This is a genomic window from Paenibacillus sp. LjRoot153 (genome assembly GCF_964253085.1).
Lineage (GTDB): Bacteria > Bacillota > Bacilli > Paenibacillales > NBRC-103111 > Paenibacillus_E.
In genome coordinates, this window is the sequence record NZ_CAXUQH020000001.1 from 4,459,548 (window position 1) to 4,477,226 (window position 17,679).

Sequence of the window (17,679 nt, forward strand, 5' to 3'; positions counted from 1 at the left end):
TAGCACATCCGTCGTTTGATGAGAGGCGGTTTTTCCTTTCTCAAACCTCATATTTCTTCATATTAGGAATACTGCCCATTAACGTAATGGAGGCTGCCGTTTGTTCCGGCAGCCTCCATTCGTTCTGTATTAATCTATCATTATCTGCTGGATCGATTTTCACTTTTCGCCGGAAGGCACGTCAAATTCGACCTCAGCCGGTATCGGAGCGCCGAAGTCCGGGTTCCCGTCTGCCGTCCAACCGAATTTCTGCATTCTGGCGCTTCTTCGTTTACTGCCGCCCTCAGATACAGGTATGGCATGATAGACGATCCAGTCTTCCGTTCCGTCAGGGGATACGGTAAAGCTGTTATGGCCGGGGCCGAAGACGGAGTTTTCAACCGATTTACAGAAAACGGGTTTTTCGCTCTTGGTCCATGAAGCCGGATTCAGCAGATCGCTGTCTTCCTTCGCTGTCAGCATCCCTAGTGCGTAGTCATCAGACCAGCATGTGCTTGCGGAATAAATCAGGAACACTTTGCCGAATCGCTTAAGGAAGCAAGGCCCCTCATTGATCGCCATTCCGCCTTGATGCTCCCAATCGTATTCCGGCTTAGTGAGCAGCGATTCCTCCCCCTTGATCGTCCAAGGGTTTTCCATTTCGGCGGCGTAGACCGCCGAGCCGTATTTCGGAAAATGGCCGTAGCCCGCGTACATGAAAAAGAGCTTCCCGTTGTGCTCCAGCACCGTTCCGTCCAATCCGGGCAAGGCCGTATTCACGGCCCCCTTCATCCGCCATGTTCCTTCGAGAGGATCGGCATGCTCATTTTCCAGCACATAGATTTTGCGGGCATCGTCTCCGCCTCCGTCGTTGTCTGTGAAATAAATGTACCATTTGCCTCCAAGATGATGGATTTCCGGCGCCCACAGTTTCCTGCTGTCCAGCCCTTCCGCCGGAGGAGTCCAGACGGTCTTCATTGCGCCGTTCGCAATTCCGCTCATCGATTCGGATTTCCATAAATCCAACCGGTCGCCTCGCGTCACCATAAAATAATAATGACCGTCCGTATGCCGATATATCCAAGGATCGGGACCAATATCTAATATTGGGTTTTGAAATGTTTTCATCTTCATCGTGCTCATATAACGACTCCTTCCACTTCATGCATTTATGTAACCGACCAAAAAGCCGAATATCCCTTGGTTCAAAATTGGACTCCGCCTTGGCCACGATCCAGCTTAAAATCCCAACGCCATTCTTTTTTATCCACAGTACTGACATTATCCAATACTTCACTAATGGTCCGCATACCGCAAATGGCAACGGAAACATCGGGATTAGAGAGAACAAAATCTAAGGCGATCTGATGGGAATTGATCGTCTCAAGTGACTCTGGCGCAACGCGCTTCATAAAGCGATAAAGAGATTGACTCGTCAGTGGCCTCATGACGACGACTCCAACGTCATGCTTAGCGGCTTCCAGAATGATTGGATCTGCAGCACCCTGATAAAAGAGATTATACCGAACTTGAATGACATCAAAAAATCCAGATCGAATGGACCAAAGCAATACGTGATCAGGAACTTCGTTCGTGATTCCGATGAAACGTATTTTACCTTGTTTCTGACATACTTTTAGTGCATCCAGAGGTCCGTCATTCACAATTCGGTTATAATCCTCTTCCGTTAAATACCCTCCATGGAATTGCATGACATCGATGTAATCGGTCTGGAGATTCTTCAAACTGGCATCGACGGATCGAATCACATCGTCATACCCAAGATTTGAGGGAACCTTTGTAGCAATATATGCCTCATGGCGACGTTCTTTCAACACAGCTCCGATTATACTTTCGCCTAACCCATTTCCATATCCCTGTGCCGTATCCATATAATTAAGTCCCTTGTCCAAAGCTGTATGAAGCGAATCGATAACCACGTCACGGCTTTTCTGAGCTTCATAAGGTTCCAAATAGTTATCCAGACCCATCGGTGCGCCACCGAAACCAACACAAGAAACGTTTAAATTCGTACGTCCAAGTCTTCTATATTCCATTCTCAACACCGCTTCCTAACTTTTATGCGAGGTTAATTTCTTTGATAAGCTCTAGTGGAATCTTCGGCCTCCGGTCTTCAGTGAGAAGTCCGTTCATTTCCTGCTGGACATCAGTCACCTGCGTATAGCAATACCCACAAATGTAGTCGATATCCTTAATCGCTTGGGTAATGCCCCGGAACCGCTCAACAAAGGCCTCTTCCGTTACGACCTGATTGCCGTACCCCCAGCCTTTATCGGTTTGGAAAGCGATCCCTCCAAATTCACTAATGATGATGGGCTGTCCACGATACGTGTATCCTTGAGCTAGGGCATATTTCCCATTGTTGAACGCCCATTCATTGTTTACGATAGGGGATTTATCCGCATAACGCTGGAGAAATTCCGAACCGTTTTCCACATAATCATGTAAAGTCAAAATGTCTGAGACGGTATGTTCCCATCCGTCATTTGTAATGACAGGACGATTCGGGTCCATCGATTTGGTCAAATGATAGATACCCTCAGTGAACTTCTGCTGCTTACGGTCAGTCAAAATTTGCATAATGCCCCAAGACTCATTAAAAGGCACCCACGTGATGATGCTCGGATGATTATACTGCTGCCTTACAATCTCGATCCATTCCTTGGTGAAAGTCTCAACGGCCTCATCATTAAATTCAAAGGTGGCTGCCATCTCAGACCATACCAAAAGCCCTTTGACATCGCACCAATATAGAAACCGCGCATCTTCAATTTTCATGTGCTTCCTCACCCCGTTGTATCCCATGGCGAGAATAGCATCGATATCCTCTATTAATGCTTGCTCCGAAGGCGGCGTCAAATGACTGTCGGACCAGTACCCTTGGTCCAATATTAACCGCTGATAAATAGGCGTATTATTGAGGAGAACTTTTCCTTTTTCTATGGAAATCTTCCTCATGCCGAAGTAAGAATACACGTGGTCGATCACCACGTCATCTTGAAATAAAACAAATTCCACATCGTATAAGTTCGGACTTTGCGGAGACCATCTGCTTACCTTCCATGGACCATTTGCTTCATGCAGCAAATCTACCTCCAATTGCAGCCAAGGCCGATCCACGATCAAAGCGGTTTGTTTGAGGATCTTCCCCTTAAAACTAATTCGAGTCTCTAAGCGAAGCTGCCCCTGTTTTAAATCACCATGCGTTTGGTATTCGAAGCGTACCGATTGACGGTCTAGATCAGGTGTCATTTTCACGGATTTGATATAAGATTCCGCCACATATTCCAACCATACACTTTGCCAAATTCCTGTTGTTTGAACATAAAAGCATTCGAAATTGTCATTCACCCAACGCTGCTTACCGCGTGGTTGCGTGCAGCTCTGGCTGTCCTCCACCTTCATGACGATGCTGTTTGACTGACCAAATTGAATATAGGGCGTAATTTCAAAAGAAAACGCTGCGTATCCACCTTGATGTTGACCTACACACGTTCCGTTCACCCACAATTTGGCTATATAGTCCACCGCTTGAAAATGCAGGATGACCCTTTTGCTTACTTGTTCCTTCGGAACTTCGAGCAATCGGTGATACCATATTTGAGGGTGAAATGCCTCTTCACCAATACCGCTGGCCTTCGTTTCATAAGTGAACGGAACCATGATCTTGAGGTCCCCCTCAAACTCCTCGTACCACTTTTCATTCTCTCCTATGTTTTCGTCATCAAAACGAAAATCCCACTCACCGTTTAAACTATGCCATGATTCTCGTACAAACTGAGGTCTTGGATAGTCCTTTATATACATTTTTGTTGACATCTTGTGATGATCACTCCTACTTCTGATGATTGTTTATTTAAGTTGACCCGCGCACAAACCATCTTGTGCGCGGGAAATGCATTAGTTAATTGGTTCGGAAAAATTCAACATTATCGATATCTGCCCATTGGCTGCCGCTGCTGTTTGAAGCGAAGAATCCGATGGCCGCCTTACCGCTGGTGACGCTAATACCGGAAATCGTCACTTGCGTCCAAGTCGAAGTAACCGGGAAATTGCTTTGCATCGTAGTCCCGCCATAGTCTTTCACTTCCATATAAGTGCTGTTTTGGCCTCCGCTGCTCCTTAGATAAGCTCGCATGGTATAGGTTCCGTTCTGAAGACCCGTTATGGTTTGACCGACATAAGCTGTACCCGGTGAACTAATGCCTGCAAGACCGATGAAGTAATTCCCTCCACCTGGTGCACGCGCAATGCCATCGTTAATACCATGAATGTGAATCCGATCCGGGTAATCGGACCCATACGTCGTCCATCCGTTCACATTTGCCGTTTCATAGCCCCAGTTATTCGTGAGATTGACATTTAGCGGCGTGGTCGAAGCTGTTTTGACAAATTCAACGTTATCAATATCCGCCCACTGGCTGTCGCTTGTATTCGCAGCATAAAAACCGATAGTCGCCTGTGCATTTGTTACATTAATACCGGAGATGGTTATCTGAGTCCAAGTTCCTGTCACGGGAAAATTAGTTTGCAGCGTAGATCCGCCATAGTCTTTCACTTCCATGTAGTTACTGGTTTGACCACCACTGCTCCTTACATACGCTCTCATGGTATAGGTACCTCTATCCAGACCTGTGATTGTTTGGCCGATATAAGCAGTACCTGGTGAACTGGTTCCAGCAAGACCGATGAAGTAGTTTCCGCCCCCCGGTGCACGTGCAATACCGTCATTTACTCCATGAATGTGAATCCGGTTTGGATAATCTGCCCCCGAAGGTGCCCATCCGTTAACATTCGCTGTTTCAAACCCCCAATTATCGGCAAGATTCACGTTCGAGGGAGTACCTGCATTTCCTGTCCGCAAGTAAATGCCTGTGCTAGGAAAGTTGGCGGATGTGACTGCCATAACGCGAGTTGTATCAACAGCCATTAATGAATTCCAGTTGGAAAACTTCGTGTCCGATACAGGGAATACATTATATAAATAACCCCAAGTCGCGCCGTTATCGGAGCTGATCATCGTTCGCATCGAAGAATAACTGTCTCCCGTATTGGCGCTGGAATCATCCGTTTGAAAGCTGGCCATTAATCTGCCATCGCCTAGTTTAACGACAAACGGCGCTCCGGCTTTTTTCCCTGCATTCGTTGGAATAAACATGGTTTGCCGTGTGCCTGACCAATCTAAGCCATCCGTGGAAATTTTATATTTGATTCCAAATGGATGCCCGCTAACGTCCGTCGCTTCGAATACCACAATGTACCTGCCGTCTGCCATTTTTGTAAAAACCGGCATGCCATCTCTGGAGCTATTAGCTACCCCGTCGCTGACAACTGTCGCGCTGTTCCAACCGCTTCCGTTCCAGGTTTTCATCAATAATTTCTGCTTCCCCGAGGTACCGACAATGGCTGAGCTATCGTCCGCATACATGACGCAAATCGTGCTTCCCACATAACCGAGGAATGGCTCCCATACCCCAGTGAAAGAGTTTTCCGATTCGGTCGCTATTTGACCGTTTGCCAGATCCGACCAGGTGCTGCCTCCATCGCTGCTCTTTCGAACTTTCAAATAAGTGGTATACGTGCTGCCAGAATGAATGACCAGGCGATAAGCCAACCAAATGTCTCCATTGGTTAATAGGAGCATCTGACCGTTGCCGACATCCCCATTCGCATCAGAGGCGGCTGTAATAGGTGTCCCCCATGTAAGCCCACCATCCGTGCTTTTCGCTACCTTAACTTTCGTAAAACCTCCGTCCGCATTTGAATCAAAGGAAGCCAACATGTTGCTGCTGCTAACTTGAAGCATCCTCGGATACCAGACTCCACCTGTACCGGTAGTGTAAACTGTCGTGTTTGACGTTGGCCAAGCCATCCCGCTCGTTGCTGCTTGAGCCATATTGAAAGGAATAATAAGCGAAGCCACCATCATCAAAACCATCATTAATTTACCCAAGCGCAAACGACTTTTAGCATTCATCTTTACATTTCCTCCTTTGAAAAAATGTTAATCGAAGCATTATTCATTGCGTGCTTGTGTCGAATCTAGAGGTAATTTAAAGTAATTGAACTATGAAATCACCTCCTTACTAATGATAAATTGGTAAAGAGCCACGATGGCGACGCTGAACGAATACCGATTTTCCCGTGCATCCATGCATTCGCATCCGTCCATTCCAAGACAGGTTGCTTCGAATCATTTACATATACCTTCATTGTTGCTCCACTTACGTCAACAGCGATGTGTACAGTTGATCCAGTGGCAAAACTGACCTGAGCTGAAGCAACTTCATTCTGGTCATAATTCATTTTCTTCAGAATCATACGTCCGTTGCGGAAGGTCAGTTGATAGCCCATGAACGAATCCCTTACTTGGTCAGGAAATTCAGATTCGTTCGTGACACGAAACAAGAGACCTGCTTCTTCAATAGAATCCGCAGTGGATTTCAAATCAACTTCCACCCTATAGTCCGTCCATTCATCACTGCCCGCATACATTTTGGCATCCGAGCCTTCTGTCTGTACGGCATACCCGTCTTCTTGCTTCATCCATTTGCCATACATATCTTCAGGCAATATTTGATTAAACATATTTGAGAGCTTTTCATCCGGCTGTTCTGAGATTCTGTATATATCCAAATAACGGTAATTCAATTTGCCTTTGACTAACTTTAATTTCAAAATATGCTCACCCTGTGTTAGCTGCATGTTTCCTATGTGCTTTTTAACCCACGGGTTTCCTTCGGCCTGACTCATATGGCCTAATTCGAAACGTTGAGGTTTCCCATCAACCTGCAGTTCCACCACATTTTCGTTCCCGTCTTCCTTCATCATGGCATCAAAACCGTAGGTTCCGTCTGACTCCACATTAATTCTATATGCGAGCCAGTCTCCTTTTCCCGCCATCGTAACGTCATTACTGCCATCTTCACTCGTTTGGATCGGAACACCGTCTTCTTCACGTATAACAGACCCTTTAACGGGATGCCCGACATGAAATCCTTGATCTTTTTCTCCTAAATAATGGACCGCCTCAATACTTCCGGGAACCGGTTTGGCTGTCTCATAGTCACTGCTGCCATCAGCTTCGTTAGAAAAAGCTGTGTATTCCAACGTCGGCTTGATGTTGCGATATGCATACCCGATTTTCCCAGGTTTCGCAAGGACATCTGTAAGAATCAGCTTGTTCATTTGATCGAAATAGATGTTAGTACCTCGCGCATTACTCTCAACTCGAATGGTATGCAGCTTAGTAAAGTCCATCGCTTGGAGAAGCTGAGAAGTTGCAAGCTGCTTCCTATTCCCGTCCTTCATTTCGAACAGGGCTATACTTCGCAATGCGGGATCAATAACAACAGAGTAATAATTATTGTCATCCGTATAGGAAAAGATGGTCTCGAACGAAGCCTCCTCCACCCGTGTATTCTCCAAGTTCATGCGAAAATTAAATTCTGCTGTAAACCGATTCTTATCGGCAGCTTTACTGCTCAACCATTTCGTTTCGTTTACATTGTCACGAACATCCCAAAGCTTCTGATCCAACGGTTTATTTACGCCATCATAAAAATCCGGCATTCGTGGAACCGGTTGAGGAAAATGAGTACCATCGCCAAGAACTACCATTTTCTCACCGTTAAAAACGATTCGGTCCATATTTAGCATACGAACCGGAGGCCCTTCCTTCGAATGGCCAATTAAATTATGATAAAAAATATAATAAGAATCGAGGTTTGGACCTAACACACTGGAACTATGGCCAAGCCCATTAAAATCTTGTTTCGTACTGATGACGATCGGGTTATTTTCCGGCACTTTATAGGTTCCGATTGGCGAGTCTGTCGCCACAGCGTAATTAATCCGATATCCTTTACTGAACACGTGATTTCCTGTATAAGTCATGAAGTATTTGCCGTCGCGTTTAATGATCATTGAGCCTTCTGTCCAATGGCCCAAATAAGCGTTAAGCGTCTTCTCTTCAGTCATCGTGTAAGGATCCGGCATTTCGTGTCCAATAATACCTTTACCGCTCGCATGCGTAAAATACCATTTGCCGTCATCATCAATAAATACAGAGCCATCAATGGATAAGCCCAGATTTTCAGTTTGAATCGTGAACGGTCCAGTAGGGCTCTCGCTGCGAAGCACATAATGGCCTTTGCCGGCAGGAGAGGTATACATATAGAAATACCCGTTCCAGTAAACGACTTCCGGTGCGTAAGCCCCTTCGGTTAGTGGCTCTTCCGTAGCTAGCCCTTCATATTTCCAATGAATTAAATCGCTCGAGCTCCAAGCTTTAATACCCACACGAAAATCCTTCGTACTGCAATACAAATAATAGAGTCCGTTATATCGCATAACATAGGGATCGCCTATCCCATAATCAGGCCATTCCTGCTCAAGCGCCAATGAATTCTGATACGATTCCCCAAGCGTGGAATTCAACATAGGACCTCTTCCTTTCCCGCTAAATGAAATTGTAATCACTATGGCTAATAGGAATAATACAACTAGCCCCATAAACATTCTTTTCGTTCGTATCCTACGTTTGGTCATTTTAATCCACTGATGCTTAAGGATTCAATAAAGTACCGTTGGCAGAAAAAGAACACGAGAACAACCGGTACTAAAGCGATCAATGAAGCTGCCATCATATTAGGATAGTTGGCTTGCGAGATATAGTTAGCTTGCAAACTTGCAATAATAACTTGAATCGTTTGTTTTTCCGTCGAATGCAAATAGATCACAGGCCCAAGAAAATCGTTCCATATCCCCATGAATCCAAGTGCCGCTTGTGCTGCAATCGCTGGTTTAACAATGGGTAACGCCACAGAAGCAAACGTTCGGAAATAGCTCGCACCGTCGATTTTCGCTGCATCAATTAAATCCGATGGAATGCCTCCTTGCATAAATTGTTTGAAGAAAAAGATCGTGACAATATGACCGAATAAGCCGGGCACTATGAGTGGAAGCAGCGTATCCACCCAATTCAGGTAAGAAAAACCGATAAATTGAGGAATCATCACCACAGAGTATGGAATCATCATCGTGGCTAGCAAACAAAGAAAAATAGTCTCTTTAAAGGGAAAATCAAATTTGGAAAATGCATAAGCAGCCATTGCGGAAACAAACAATCCCACACCCAAAACACATACCACAATAATGGCGCTATTCATAAATCCGGTTAACAGCGGGGCTTTATTCCAAACATCCACAAAGTTATTCCATGTAAATGGGTCCGGTATCCATTTCGGCGGGAGATCGAAAACATGCTCTTGCGTTTTAAATGCTGTCGAGACCGTCCATACAAATGGAGCCAGCATAACAAAAGAACCTAGAAGCAAAATAACGTAGGCCATTACATTCGTAGACCGCTCATTTCTATTCATCGCGCAACCTTCCTTTCTCTAGTCGTTATAGACCCAACGTTTGGATAATTTAAATTGAATTAGTGTGATGATAAAGATGATGATACCTAATACCCATGCGACAGCACTGGCATACCCCATGTTGAAATACTTGAAAGCCTCATTAAAAATATAGAAGACGATCGTTGCCCCGCTGTATTCCGGTCCGCCATCTGTCGCCATAATGTACATTTGGCTAAACGATTGAAAAGTACCGATAATTCCCATGACAATAACAAAAAAGTGAATGGGGGAAAGTAACGGAAACGTAATATGGCGAAAAAGATGCCAACGGTTCGCACCATCAACGGTTGCCGCTTCGTAATAATCGGAAGCGATCCCCTGCAGCCCCGCCAAATATAGCACCATGGTTCCGCCAATGCCTCCCCATAACCCCATAAGAATGAAAGAAGGCTTAACCCAATGCGGATCACCTAACCAGTTGGGTCCCTGGATTCCGAAGATTTGATAAATCCAATCATTGATTAGCCCATAATCATTATTCAAGATCCATTGCCATAACAAGGAAACAGCAATGATAGGTGAGATGACCGGAATATAGTAAATGGTTCTCAGGAAAGAAATTCCTTTTAGCTTTCGATTCATTAGAATAGCAACAAGGAGGGAAAAGAACATACCAATTGGTATACCAATAAGTAAATATAAAGTGTTATATAATGATTTATAGAACTTTTCGTCCAATACCATTTCTTTATAGTTATCAACACCATTCCATTTCGCGGGAGAGATCATGTCCCAATCCATAAAGCTTAATACAAGCGATGACACGATTGGCGCAAGCCCGAAAATGAGAAACCCAAGAACGGGAATGGATATAAATAAGTACGACCATATTATTTCACGGCGTCTAAAACCTGTTATTTTGTGTGCCCTTATCATACTGATCCCACCTGTTTTAGGACGAAGGACGAAACCGGAAGCCTTCGGCCTCTATTTTCGCCCTTCCATATCCTTATTTATTATTTCTTGTTTCCTTTATCGTAGAGCTCTTGAAGCTTAGGTTTCATTTCTTTAGCCCAGACTTCAGCCGTTTGTTTCCCTTCCCATACACGGCTTATCTCTTGGTTAAAAGTGTCGAGCCATTTCGTATCAACGGATCCTACAGCAATCGTCGGATGGCCATAATCTTGTATGATGTCCAGGAATACTTGGCGATTTGCAGGTGCTTTATCATATTTTAAGAATTCGCCTTTTGCCATATCAATCAGATTCGGAACCGCTTGACCCAATTGGTAGTTTTCTTTCTGTGAGTTAGGATCCAAACTCAAATACGAAGCAAAGTTAAAGGCATCTTCAGGATATTTGGTTTTGTTGGAAATGACGAATCCTAAAGAACCTAACCATGTTGCTGTTTTTCCTGTTTTCGGGCTTGCAGGCCATGCGGCAATATCCCATCCAAAAGGCAGCTTCCAGAAACCAGGCTGATCCCACGGCCCCATTGGGAACATACCAATTTTGCCTGCAACAAAGCGGGCATAACCACCTTGCGCTTTCTCATCTGTTGGCGAAGGACTAACTTTATATTTCAATTTTAAATCTGCTACGAATTGTAAGGCTTCTGTGAAAGCAGGTTCGTCAATTTTGATGGTTCCTGTAGTGTAATCAATATAGTCCCCGCCATTCGCCCATACGGCTGATTCCAATGAATAACCAGCAACCCCGAATACATCTGTCTTCCCATTAGCGCCTTGTGTTGTGATTTTTTTGGCAGCATCAATCATATCATTCCAAGTCCATTCGCCAGCTTTTGCGCTTGGATATTTGACGCCCGCTTTATCAAACAGCTCTTTGTTATAAGCGAATGCCCATGGACCTACATCTTTAGGCAATCCGTAGAGATTTCCTTTTCCAATAACTTTACCATCATAACGATAGCGGTCTAATCCCTGCTTCCAAACATTCTTTTCATCAAAAGTTGATGATGTTTTGATTAAATCATCCATTTTCAGCAAACTTCCACTGCCTGCAAGTTTTTGGAACTGAGCTTCACCTGCATAGAAAACATCCGGCGCTTTGCCCGAAGCAATCAAGGTATCCAATTTTTGATAATACTCAGCAGGTGGTACGACGGTATATTTCACTTTCTTTGTTGGATACTTCTGCATATAGGAGTCAGTTAGTTTTTGAAATACAGCCTTTTCTGAATCGCCACCCCATCCCATAAAGGAAATCTCGGAATTTTCTGCTGGTTTGGCTGTTGCTGGTGCAGGTGTTGCCTGGGCAGAAGGTTGAGTGGTAGATTTGTCTGTCGATTCCGTTGTGCTTTTTGAGCATCCCGTTACAACCATGGCGAAACTTAGCATTATAGGCACAGAAAGCTTAGCCATTTTACTTTTCAATACGTTCATTTAAACTCCCCCAATTATGAATTTGGTTTAATAAGGCATAAAATTAATAAGCAAGAATTGTGAAGCGGTTACACAAACAATATTTCCTTCCTTTCTTATTTTCAAAAAAACATTTAATTCGTTTTATTACAAATAAAATGTTTATATTCATACAATACTTAATTTTTACGTAATTGTCAACGCTTTCATTCAATTATTATGTTTGTTTTAACGTAATTTACTGATAAAGCCCAACCGTTACATATAATGCGTAACAGTCGGGCTTTATGGTATTTCCTATTCTATATTTTTATACATATTGAATTTTCATCACAATTGCTTGAGCATAATCGCCGAAGCCGCGACCAAATAAGTTGATTCCTCCATGGTGCAAAGCATCAGGTTTAACACCAATTTTGAATCCAATGAAAGGATATTTCTCAAGATGAAGATCCGCAAGCGAGATAGAGGACGTTTTTTCATTATCGACAGAACTCCGCTTTTCATCCACTCTCCATGTTTTCAGAATACCGTATTGTGTACTGCTGTCGTTCCACCACGAAGGGTTATGTTTGCCTCTATGGTCGCCGAAATCGCCTGGTGAAGTCCAGGTTCCTATCTCTATGCCATTGACCCATACTGTAATGTCTGAAGGCCACTCATTGTTATAGTTAGGCGCTTCCGAACAAATTTCCAACGAAAACTCGATGGATGTAATCGTTGCATGTTGTGGAATCACTTTAGGAAACCGGTATTCGATCCATCCCTGCCGCAACCATATGATTTCAGCTGTTTTACTCTCAGGGTGATAAAAGCTAATCGGATCATCCTCCGGAATGACCATGCCGTTTAGATTGGCCATACCGCAAGTCGGAGATACTTCGAAGTTTATAAAATGACCGATAGGCATCTCGATTTCATACAAATTGTTAGGATTTTTATACATGGCAATTGGGTTCAAACACATGTGCACGTCATCAAAGTTACGGCTGCAAACCTTCATTGCCCCTCGAGATGCGGGCTGTAATTCCGTTAAGATAAGCCCTGATTCCTCCAATACCTTGACATTAATCGCAGTAGTCGAAACTGGAATTTTAAGCATCTCGGCAATTTCAATGATATTCAGATTATGATGTTGTAAGAGGAGTTTGATAATATTAATTCTGGTGTGAGAAGAAAGTGCATGAGCAACAGCGACTAATTGATTTGGTTCATTAATTGATAATTCCAACATACATAATCCCCCCATTAACAAACTAAATTCTCGAACTTGTAACGTTTATTACAATATATTAACGAATAATCTCATCTCTTGTCCACTTATTATATAACAAATTATTTTTTGAGTAATAAAACACTCTTTATGTATTAAACTCACCCTGCATTCAACAATGCTATTGAAGCTAAATTAAAAAGCCCTACGATTTCTCGTAAGGCTAGTTTTAAGGAACGCAGATACACTATTGCGAAAACGCACCCTTATTCATGTTTCGTTCCATTTATGCTCCCGTTTTATTAAGTAGACAACCGAATCAAACCTCGTTTCCCCTATTGCTATGGATTGAACGGAAGGCAGCACTTGACGAGCAAGATTGGTAAGTACTTGACCAGGCAGCATTTCGACAAACAAACGAACACCAAGCTCACTCAAAAGAGTTGTAGCTTGGTGCCATTGGACCGGATTCGCCACACCGCAAGCAAGATCTTTTCGAATCGCATCCGCTGTTCGCAATAAACGCGCGTTCGTATTAGCTACATAGGGAAAACAGGGCTCTTTGAAAATCATTTTCCTCATTGCCAGCTCCAAATCATGTGAAACCTGATTGAGGAGTTTACAGTGTGACGGAACCGAGACATGGAGAAATTCAGCTTTCCGCGCTCCGTTCCTTCGAGCTTCCACAAACAGGCTTTGGATATGCTCCAGCTTACCAGCTATCGTAATTTGTTGAGGGCCGTTGAGGTTAGCAATGAATACCTCTTGACCGCACTTGAAGGCTTTTTCAACCATGGAACGCAATTTCTGCTCTCGGATACCTGCAATGATCCCCATTCCGTAACCGAAACGAAACGAATTCTCCATCCATTCAGCACGCAATTTCACTAGCTCACATGCATCTCTAAATGACAGGACTTCCGAAATCACTGCCGCTGTGAAGGTTCCAACCGAATGCCCTGCTACAAAGTCTGGCTTTGCACCTTCATGTATGAGCGCACGACCAATGGCAACTCCCGAGTAGAGAAGTGCCAACTGTACAGAAACCGTAGAGGATAACGCTTCAGAAGTATCTATCGAAAGCGCTTCTTTGTTCATGAACGAACTCGCTTCATCAAGGGTTGTCTCGATCACAGGATGAGAAGGCAATTGATGCAGCATACCTGGAAACTGCGAGCCTTGACCTGGAAACAAAAAAGCCACGCTCATCTTCTTTGACCTCCCTATACGATGACCCAAGGATCCTTGACCAAACGAGGTCCTATGTCCGTTCTCAAAAGCATGGAACCAGTTCCTCTCGCATATTCCACTAATGAAACAGCTCCTAATGGCGTTTCAAGCTGAACATCGATTCGGACAGGAAATGAATTATGAAGTTTGATTAATTCATGGGCAACGCTTTGCCCCAAACGTCGCGGAGTACGAATAACCACATCCAGATCACTTCCTACGTGTGCTGTAGGTACCCCGCTGGCCAGTTCAAATCCGACACTGCCAGTTGGTCCCCACGATAAGCTATATGCGGAATAAATCTCAATCAATTTATCCAGGAAATTGAAGGCTTCAATCTGAGATCGCCGCGTACTTGTTTTCCATAACCGCTGCTCGATCAAGTCCTCTGGCTCAACCTTCTCTATGATGGCATGCTTCGGCAAAAAAGCGGGAAAACGCTGACTGCGTGAATTCCCGCGAATACCAACAGGTACCCTGCCATATTTGGCAGTATCGCGGCGGACTACCACCCAGCTGGCGTGGGCTAAAGAGTCACAAACCCAATCCGGAATCGGGGTATCGACGATTAGGGAGCCTACCGATGGGATCCTCAGCAAATCATGTACCCTTATATCCATTGTTCCGCCAGCTTGAAACGAACTGCAATAGAAGCGGCTCGATTTATTTTCGCCTCTCCGGAAAGAAGGCGGCTGCTCAGGTCCGGTGAAGATGTACGCGAAGCCGAGATGGCATCCATCAGAAGATGCTGTTTGACTTTCACAATATCCGTTGAAGTTGGCTGATCAGCGTTAATGCCGCTTGTCAAACTATGCAATGCCCCCAAAGTCGCAAAAGATTCGATATCGTATGCTGCAGCTGGGAACTTTTGCGAGGTTGCTTCTAGCTCTTCTATGCTCCGTCGAGTAATTCTTGCAGCCGACTTCTTGGACATGACCTGTACCGAGACTCCCGGATCATTCAGCGCAATCAATCGGTTGGCTTGCAGTCCATGGGCCAGAAATGCACCGGATATCGCATTCCCAACTATAAAAGCAATCACTGTGTGCCCTGCGAGTCGTGCACTCGCATAAGCATCCGCCGCTGCTGCACAAGCTAAATAAATCCCAAGCATTTCCTCGCGATACCCGTATGCTTGACTCGGAACGTCGACGATCGCTACAATCGCCCTGCGCTGTCCATCCTTATCTTCTTCCATGGCCTGCCGAACATAGTGTGCAATCGTCCATCCTTCATCCAGTCCGACTTCCCCGCTGCGGGCGCGATGGAAACGGTTGTTCCTATTCGGAACAACCGCAATGTATCGCACCCGCTCGTCCCCAATGATCGCGTCTGCACAAAGCACAGTTGGAACTCCGTTTTGCAGCGGTTCCTGATTTCCCGTTAATGCTTGAAACCAAGTTCTTCCCCTGCTAATTGTGGTTTCTAGATTCGGTTGCTGCCAAAGCGCCTTAAATGTTTGAATGTCACTATCGTCGGTATGGAGAAAGGATTTAGCCCACAACGTCCGAAGCGATTTTGGTTGAATGGTTTGCTCGGTATCGATCAAGGCTAGTCTTGCAAGAAACGATTCTACTTGTGCACTTCGGAGATTGTCATGGATACCGCTCCGATAGACGCTGCGTATGGACAGAAAGATGTCCTCAACATCATCCTCAATAAGGAAATCCGCCATTCCTGTTTCATAGCGCTGCTCACCGCCGACGGTTTGCCAAATCAAAGGTCTATCTCTCGAATCCCACTCTAAGATCCCGGCTTCTTGTTCGATCACTTCTGGGCCATTCAATTGAAGTCGACCTTGCCGTGTCATCATAACCGTACTGCATAGGCCTGCCGTAATGGACATACCGCCGAAGCAACCGATCATTCCAGCGATCACACAGACAACTGGCTGGTAACGACGCAAAGCTACGATAGCCGTGTGCATTTCCGCGATTGCAAGGAGACCGTAGTTCCCTTCTTGCAGCCTGACTCCTCCTGTTTCGAGCAGTAATACGGCACGAGTGGGTATTCCGTTCAAATTATCTTGAATCGCCAGTTCCAAAGCTCCTGCGATTTTGGCACCCGAGACTTCGCCGATGCCTCCACCCAGAAAAGCACCCTCGATGGAGACAACAACGGCGGAATGCCCCTCTATCGTCCCTCTTCCTATGATAACGCCATCATCGCTCTGCGGAACGATGCCTTGAGCCTCCAGATGGGGGGATGCCATCTTTTCGAATGGACCTAGAAGTTCCCTGAATGTTCCTTGATCGATAACGGATTGGGCACGTTCTCTCGCATTCAGCTCGATAAAACTGTTTCTTTCCCTAATAGGAATCGTCATAACTCCAACACCTCAATGGCTTGGGCTAATCGCAAGGAAACAACTCCGGGTGTGGCTCCAAAATCGTTAATTTCAATACGAGCAGCCAAATGATGTTTCAGAAAGAATCGGTCCATAATGGCTTTCCACGTATCCTCAAATCCATCAGACTGCGTGCGGATATGAACCTGTGCGGTCTGTTCTGTTAGAGGTTCGATTAATATTTCCAAATCACCCGAGCCGGCTACACCTACATGAGCACGTCGGGAAATAGACTTATTCGCATCATAGTGAAGTGTAAGCTTTTCCATAGTAAACGCCTCCCCCGTTTCCTTGTGAGGTAACGATATGTTCGACAAACGATCCACAAACAGCGTTGCTGCCAGTAAATCCGCACTTCCCCCAGGTGATACATGTCTCATTACGAGGTCTTGGTCCAATCGCTGCAACGCCTCCCATCCGGCGACGGAAGATGCCCCCCCGAAATCAAGAACTTTTTGAGCGGCCTGCTGTACAACAAATAACGTTTCCATGCCGCCACGATGAATCAAACAGGTATCATCTAGGTTGGCCATGATGGCAAGCAATGCGTTTAACCGTGCATGTTTTTCAGATATCTTGCGCCTGCGAGAGTCTCGCAGCACGGGGAGTCCGACCTTCACTACGTGCGGAAAGCCATCCATTGCTTCTCCACGAGCACCTTTAACTCCATAGGTTTGCATAGCCTTTGTGCCGTTGGAGGTTGGTACTAATGCGTGGCGATCAGGAAATCGAGCTAACGTCCCCGCAGCTTCTGCGATTTGCTCCGGAGCATCTCCATTTCCGCAAATGGCAGCCCCCGCGATAAGTAAACCTAATGCCCAAATGGCGCCGCGGTGCGTATTAATGCCTCCAGTAGTATGCAGCATGTTCTGTTCCCCGTCACGTCCAATGCATGCAAGGGTCTCCCGCAGTTCTTGATTCGGCTCTCCGCCATAAGCTGCATAACCCATTGCCTCAAAGCTATCGTACAAGGACCTAGCCGAAGCAATCATAAGTGCGACGTTCATATCCTTATGGCTGCCGGAGGACTGTAAATCCACCAATCCGGGCTTAGGAGTCAACTCCACTTCGTCAATTAGTGCTGCCACTGCCAGGTCTCCCAAGCATTGCCCGCATTGTTCGGCATTCCTCCATATCATA

Annotated in this window: 14 protein-coding genes and 1 pseudogene; all 15 read right to left on the bottom strand. The window is 45.2% G+C overall.

The window, feature by feature from the left end:
• Positions 1-40: 40 nt before the first annotated feature.
• The gene (locus tag ACSQ8P_RS19090; protein ID WP_436236620.1) at positions 41-163 is read right to left on the bottom strand and encodes a hypothetical protein; all 123 of its coding nucleotides are present in this window, start codon (positions 161-163) and stop codon (positions 41-43) included.
• Positions 160-1,122: a glycoside hydrolase family 43 protein gene (locus ACSQ8P_RS19095; protein WP_436236621.1), complete on the bottom strand. Its 963-nt coding sequence runs from the start codon at positions 1,120-1,122 to the stop codon at positions 160-162. Before ACSQ8P_RS19095 ends, ACSQ8P_RS19090 begins: the two co-directional genes overlap by 4 nt.
• A gap of 62 nt (positions 1,123-1,184) precedes the next feature.
• On the bottom strand, positions 1,185-2,036 hold the full coding sequence (locus tag ACSQ8P_RS19100) for an aldo/keto reductase (RefSeq protein WP_436236622.1): 852 nt from the start codon (positions 2,034-2,036) through the stop codon (positions 1,185-1,187).
• 22 nt (positions 2,037-2,058) lie between these two features.
• Positions 2,059-3,819 (bottom strand): glycoside hydrolase family 2 protein, encoded by a 1,761-nt coding sequence (locus tag ACSQ8P_RS19105; RefSeq protein WP_436236623.1) that lies wholly within the window; start codon positions 3,817-3,819, stop codon positions 2,059-2,061.
• Between the two features lie 85 nt (positions 3,820-3,904).
• Positions 3,905-5,977, bottom strand: a complete 2,073-nt coding sequence (locus ACSQ8P_RS19110; protein ID WP_436239679.1) for a sialidase family protein — start codon at positions 5,975-5,977, stop codon at positions 3,905-3,907.
• 98 nt (positions 5,978-6,075) lie between these two features.
• A complete protein-coding gene (locus tag ACSQ8P_RS19115) occupies positions 6,076-8,442 on the bottom strand; it encodes a family 43 glycosylhydrolase (RefSeq protein WP_436236624.1) in 2,367 nt (788 codons plus the stop codon).
• A 104-nt stretch (positions 8,443-8,546) separates the two neighbouring features.
• Positions 8,547-9,383 carry a carbohydrate ABC transporter permease gene (locus ACSQ8P_RS19120; protein WP_436236625.1) on the bottom strand — a complete coding sequence of 279 codons (837 nt, stop codon included), beginning with the start codon at positions 9,381-9,383 and terminating at the stop codon, positions 8,547-8,549.
• Between the two features lie 18 nt (positions 9,384-9,401).
• A complete protein-coding gene (locus ACSQ8P_RS19125) occupies positions 9,402-10,301 on the bottom strand; it encodes a carbohydrate ABC transporter permease (RefSeq protein ID WP_436236626.1) in 900 nt (299 codons plus the stop codon).
• An 80-nt stretch (positions 10,302-10,381) separates the two neighbouring features.
• Positions 10,382-11,770, bottom strand: a complete 1,389-nt coding sequence (locus tag ACSQ8P_RS19130; protein WP_436236627.1) for an ABC transporter substrate-binding protein — start codon at positions 11,768-11,770, stop codon at positions 10,382-10,384.
• Positions 11,771-12,059: 289 nt separating this feature from the next.
• Positions 12,060-12,983, bottom strand: a complete 924-nt coding sequence (locus ACSQ8P_RS19135; protein WP_436236628.1) for an ArsR/SmtB family transcription factor — start codon at positions 12,981-12,983, stop codon at positions 12,060-12,062.
• Positions 12,984-13,232: 249 nt separating this feature from the next.
• The gene (locus ACSQ8P_RS19140; protein WP_436236629.1) at positions 13,233-14,171 is read right to left on the bottom strand and encodes an ACP S-malonyltransferase; all 939 of its coding nucleotides are present in this window, start codon (positions 14,169-14,171) and stop codon (positions 13,233-13,235) included.
• 14 nt (positions 14,172-14,185) lie between these two features.
• Positions 14,186-14,812 (bottom strand): malonate decarboxylase holo-ACP synthase, encoded by a 627-nt coding sequence (locus ACSQ8P_RS19145; protein WP_436236630.1) that lies wholly within the window; start codon positions 14,810-14,812, stop codon positions 14,186-14,188.
• Positions 14,803-16,518, bottom strand: coding sequence for a biotin-independent malonate decarboxylase subunit beta (locus ACSQ8P_RS19150; RefSeq protein ID WP_436236631.1), 1,716 nt, complete (start codon positions 16,516-16,518; stop codon positions 14,803-14,805). Before ACSQ8P_RS19150 ends, ACSQ8P_RS19145 begins: the two co-directional genes overlap by 10 nt.
• Positions 16,515-16,808 carry a malonate decarboxylase subunit delta gene (locus ACSQ8P_RS19155; RefSeq protein WP_436239557.1) on the bottom strand — a complete coding sequence of 98 codons (294 nt, stop codon included), beginning with the start codon at positions 16,806-16,808 and terminating at the stop codon, positions 16,515-16,517. Before ACSQ8P_RS19155 ends, ACSQ8P_RS19150 begins: the two co-directional genes overlap by 4 nt.
• Positions 16,809-16,850: 42 nt before the next feature.
• A pseudogene (locus tag ACSQ8P_RS19160) lies at positions 16,851-17,678 on the bottom strand (triphosphoribosyl-dephospho-CoA synthase); the annotation flags it as partial.
• Position 17,679 lies beyond the last annotated feature (1 nt).

Bases quoted from the DNA above. Each gene is read 5' to 3' on its own strand.
- ACSQ8P_RS19095 (WP_436236621.1), bottom strand. From the start codon at position 1,122: ATGAGCACGATGAAGATGAAAACATTTCAAAACCCAATATTAGATATT.
- ACSQ8P_RS19100 (WP_436236622.1), bottom strand. From the start codon at position 2,036: ATGGAATATAGAAGACTTGGACGTACGAATTTAAACGTTTCTTGTGTT.
- ACSQ8P_RS19105 (WP_436236623.1), bottom strand. From the start codon at position 3,819: ATGTCAACAAAAATGTATATAAAGGACTATCCAAGACCTCAGTTTGTA.
- ACSQ8P_RS19110 (WP_436239679.1), bottom strand. From the start codon at position 5,977: ATGAATGCTAAAAGTCGTTTGCGCTTGGGTAAATTAATGATGGTTTTG.
- ACSQ8P_RS19115 (WP_436236624.1), bottom strand. From the start codon at position 8,442: ATGTTGAATTCCACGCTTGGGGAATCGTATCAGAATTCATTGGCGCTT.
- ACSQ8P_RS19120 (WP_436236625.1), bottom strand. From the start codon at position 9,383: ATGAATAGAAATGAGCGGTCTACGAATGTAATGGCCTACGTTATTTTG.
- ACSQ8P_RS19125 (WP_436236626.1), bottom strand. From the start codon at position 10,301: ATGATAAGGGCACACAAAATAACAGGTTTTAGACGCCGTGAAATAATA.
- ACSQ8P_RS19130 (WP_436236627.1), bottom strand. From the start codon at position 11,770: ATGAACGTATTGAAAAGTAAAATGGCTAAGCTTTCTGTGCCTATAATG.
- ACSQ8P_RS19135 (WP_436236628.1), bottom strand. From the start codon at position 12,983: ATGTTGGAATTATCAATTAATGAACCAAATCAATTAGTCGCTGTTGCT.
- ACSQ8P_RS19140 (WP_436236629.1), bottom strand. From the start codon at position 14,171: ATGAGCGTGGCTTTTTTGTTTCCAGGTCAAGGCTCGCAGTTTCCAGGT.
- ACSQ8P_RS19145 (WP_436236630.1), bottom strand. From the start codon at position 14,812: ATGGATATAAGGGTACATGATTTGCTGAGGATCCCATCGGTAGGCTCC.
- ACSQ8P_RS19150 (WP_436236631.1), bottom strand. From the start codon at position 16,518: ATGACGATTCCTATTAGGGAAAGAAACAGTTTTATCGAGCTGAATGCG.
- ACSQ8P_RS19155 (WP_436239557.1), bottom strand. From the start codon at position 16,808: ATGGAAAAGCTTACACTTCACTATGATGCGAATAAGTCTATTTCCCGA.